This window comes from Rhizorhabdus argentea, from assembly GCF_037861105.1.
In the GTDB taxonomy this organism is placed as follows: domain Bacteria; phylum Pseudomonadota; class Alphaproteobacteria; order Sphingomonadales; family Sphingomonadaceae; genus Rhizorhabdus; species Rhizorhabdus argentea.
Genome location: NZ_JBANFK010000051.1, coordinates 1 through 3,143 on the forward strand (window position 1 = coordinate 1; position 3,143 = coordinate 3,143).

The 3,143-nt window shown below is 64.5% G+C and carries 4 protein-coding genes; all 4 read left to right on the forward strand.

Going from position 1 to position 3,143, the window contains the following annotated elements; all coding sequences use genetic code 11:
• The first annotated feature begins 85 nt into the window (after positions 1-85).
• The 4 genes from tnpA to AAC645_RS20285 all read left to right on the forward strand — a co-directional run bounded on the left by tnpA (position 86) and on the right by AAC645_RS20285 (position 3,109).
• A complete protein-coding gene (gene tnpA, locus AAC645_RS20270) occupies positions 86-430 on the forward strand; it encodes an IS66-like element accessory protein TnpA (RefSeq protein ID WP_340318390.1) in 345 nt (114 codons plus the stop codon).
• 17 nt (positions 431-447) lie between these two features.
• Complete coding sequence (gene tnpB, locus AAC645_RS20275) at positions 448-768, forward strand: IS66 family insertion sequence element accessory protein TnpB (RefSeq protein ID WP_340318391.1); 321 nt, start codon at positions 448-450, stop codon at positions 766-768.
• Positions 769-839: 71 nt separating this feature from the next.
• Positions 840-2,489: an IS66 family transposase gene (tnpC, locus tag AAC645_RS20280; protein ID WP_340318392.1), complete on the forward strand. Its 1,650-nt coding sequence runs from the start codon at positions 840-842 to the stop codon at positions 2,487-2,489.
• Positions 2,486-3,109, forward strand: coding sequence for a plasmid pRiA4b ORF-3 family protein (locus AAC645_RS20285; RefSeq protein WP_340318393.1), 624 nt, complete (start codon positions 2,486-2,488; stop codon positions 3,107-3,109). Before tnpC ends, AAC645_RS20285 begins: the two co-directional genes overlap by 4 nt.
• The last annotated feature ends 34 nt before the right edge of the window (positions 3,110-3,143 follow it).

Here is a 3,143-nt window from a genome sequence, read left to right on the forward strand (position 1 = left end):
GTATCCATCCGGCGGGTCCCGCCTTGCCTGGCAGGTGAGCGACCGCTCTTAAGTCCGCTCTCAGGAGCGCACGCAGGAGCGGTGGATGCGTCAGATTACGGTGATGACGGGGCCGGAACGCCGGCGACGTTGGAGTGACGAGCAGCGGCTGCAAATTTTGGCGGAAGCCTGTGCGCCTGGGGCTTGCGTGGCGGATGTTGCCAGGCAGCACGATATTTCGACGGCGCGGATCTACACGTGGCGGCGCAAGCTGTGCCAGCCTGTTGCCCGCCCTGGTTTCGCCGAGGCTGTTGTCGTCGGGGATGAAGGAAGCGGGCCCTCGGCCGCGGCGCCGGTGATTGTGCTGGACCTGCCTGGGGTAGGACGTGTGAGCATATTCGCTGCGGCATCACCAGCTTTGGCGGCAGCGACGTTGAAGGCGTTGCGGTGATCCCTGCAGGTGCGCGGGTGTGGATCGCGATGGGCCACACCGACATGCGCAAGGGGATGCAGGGGCTCGCCCTACAGGTCCAGCAAGGGCTTGGCCGCAATCCCCACGGCGGTGATCTGTTTGTGTTTCGTGGACGGGCAGGATCGCTGCTCAAAATCATCTGGCATGATGGGATCGGCATGTCGCTTTATGCCCGCCGGCTTGAGAAGGGGCGCTTCATCTGGCCATCGGCCAAGGACGGCGCACTGTCGCTGACGAGTTCACAATTGGCTTGCCTGCTCGACGGAATCGACTGGCGGAACCCGCAGTATTCCTGGCGTCCGCAGAGCGCCGGATAGAGCATCGGATTTCTGTCCGGCCCCGCATTTTCCGCTTCAATCGGGCGGCCTTTTGTGATTCCATCACGGCCATGGACACCGCCGTTTCGCTCCTGCCAGACGACGTCGAAGCGCTCAAGGCGCTCCTGTCAGCGGCGACCCGGAGAGCCAATGAAGCAGAAGCGCGCCTTGCTAACGCCCAGGCCCGGGCGAGCGCAACCGAGGCGATGATCGCGCACCTCAAGCTGCAGATCGCCAAGTTGAAGCGCGAGCAATACGGCCCCAGCGCGGAGCCTACCCGCCGCCTGCTCGAGCAGATGGAGCTGCAGCTCGAAGACCTCGAGGCCGATGCCGGCGAAGACGACCTGGCCGCCGAAGCGGCGGTCCGGAAGGCCACGAACGTTACCGCATTCGAACGCAAGCGGCCAGCGCGCAAGCCGTTCCCCGAGCATCTGCCGCGCGAGCGCGTCGTCGTCCCGGCGCCGTGCTCCTGTCCGGCGTGCGGCGGCGCGCGCTTGTCCAGGCTTGGCGAGGACGTGACCGAAACGCTGGAAGTGATCCCGCGCCAGTGGAAGGTCATCCAGACAGTCCGTGAGAAGTTTTCCTGCCGGGACTGCGAGAAGATCACACAGCCACCGGCGCCATTCCATGTCGTGCCGCGTGGCTGGGCGGGGCCGAGCTTCCTCGCCATGCTGCTGTTCGAGAAGTATGGGCAGCACCAACCGCTCAACCGCCAGGCCGAGCGCTTCGCCCGCGAGGGTGTGCCGCTGAGCGTGTCGACGCTCGCCGACCAGGTCGGCGCGGCTGCCTTCGCGCTGATGCCGCTCTACCGGCTGATCGAGACCCATGTCCTTGCCGCCGAGCGGTTGCATGGCGATGACACCACCGTGCCCGTCATGGCCAAGTCCAAGACCGATATCGCCCGATTGTGGGTCTACGTGCGCGATGACCGCCCCTTTGCCGGCGCCGATCCGCCTGCCGCTCTGTTCCACTACTCGCGCGACCGGCGGGGCGAACATCCCCAAGCACACCTGGCTTCGTGGTCAGGGATACTGCAAGCCGACGCCTATGCCGGCTATGGCGAGCTTTATGCGCCGACACGCCAGCCCGGCCCCATGCTCGAAGCTGGCTGCTTCGCACATGCACGTCGCAAATTCTTCGTGCTTGCCGACGTGACGGCTGCCGCCAGCAAGAAAAGCCGGGGCGAACAGGCGGGCACGATCTACCCGATCGCGCTCGAGGCGGTGCAGAAGATTGACGCTCTGTTCGACATCGAGCGCGCCATCAATGGCAAGAGCCCGGCCGAGCGGGTTGCCTTGCGCCAGCAACTGAGCGCGCCGTTGATCACCGAGCTTCACGCCTGGTTGGTTGAACAGGTCGCGAAGCTGTCGCGCAGCCACGATCTCGCGAAGGCCATCAACTACATGCTCCGCCGCTGGGCGGCATTCAGCCGCTTCCTCGATGACGGCAGGGTGTGCATCTCGAACAATGCAGCAGAGCGAGCCTTGCGCTGCGTGCCCCTTGGCAGGAAAGCTTGGCTATTCTGTGGTTCCGATCGCGGCGGTCAGCGCGCCGCCGTACTTTATACGCTCATCCAGTCCGCTCGGCTCAACGACGTCGATCCGCAAGCATGGCTCGCCGACGTCCTTGCCCGCATCGCCGATCATCCCGCCAAACGCCTCGGCGACCTCCTTCCCTGGAACTGGCGCAAGAGCCAGGGCGTGCTATCGCAGGCGGCATGACCTTGCGACGCGCCATCGACAGCTTCACCGAGATCGCTACCCTTCGCATCGAACTCAAGGATTCCGATCCGCCGATCTGGCGTTTGGTCGAAGTTCCCACATCGATCACCCTCAAGGTGCTGCATGATATCGTCCAGGTCACCATGGGATGGCTGGATTATCATCTTTGGGAATTTGCCGTCGATGGGCAGCGCTACGGCCTGCCGATGGACGAGGACTGGGGCACGGCACCGCGCAAGGTAGCCGCGCGCACGCGCCTGCGTGACGTGCTCTCGCCATGCGCAACCACAATCGATTATACCTACGACTTCGGGGACAACTGGGAGCACCGGCTCATGGTCAGCGATGTGCGCCCCGGTGATCCCGGTACCGCATATCCCCGCTTCATCGGTGGGGAGCGCGACTGTCCGCCCGAAGACTGCGGTGGCATTCCCGGCTTTTACGAGATGCTCGAGGCCAGAGCCGATCCAACCCATCCCGATCACGCCGAGATCAGCACTTGGCTCGACGAATACGATCCTGACGAACTGGACGTATTCCCGATCGAGGTCGCCCTCGGCCGTATCGCCGCCCGCCGCAATGCCGCTGCAAAGCGTATTCTGAAATCGGCAAACGACTGACGCTCGTCACCGCGGCCCTCGCCGAATGCTTACG

Excerpts from the sequence above, each read along its gene's own strand:
- tnpA (WP_340318390.1), top strand. The coding sequence starts at position 86 with ATGCGTCAGATTACGGTGATGACGGGGCCGGAACGCCGGCGACGTTGG.
- tnpC (WP_340318392.1), top strand. The coding sequence starts at position 840 with ATGGACACCGCCGTTTCGCTCCTGCCAGACGACGTCGAAGCGCTCAAG.
- AAC645_RS20285 (WP_340318393.1), top strand. The coding sequence starts at position 2,486 with ATGACCTTGCGACGCGCCATCGACAGCTTCACCGAGATCGCTACCCTT.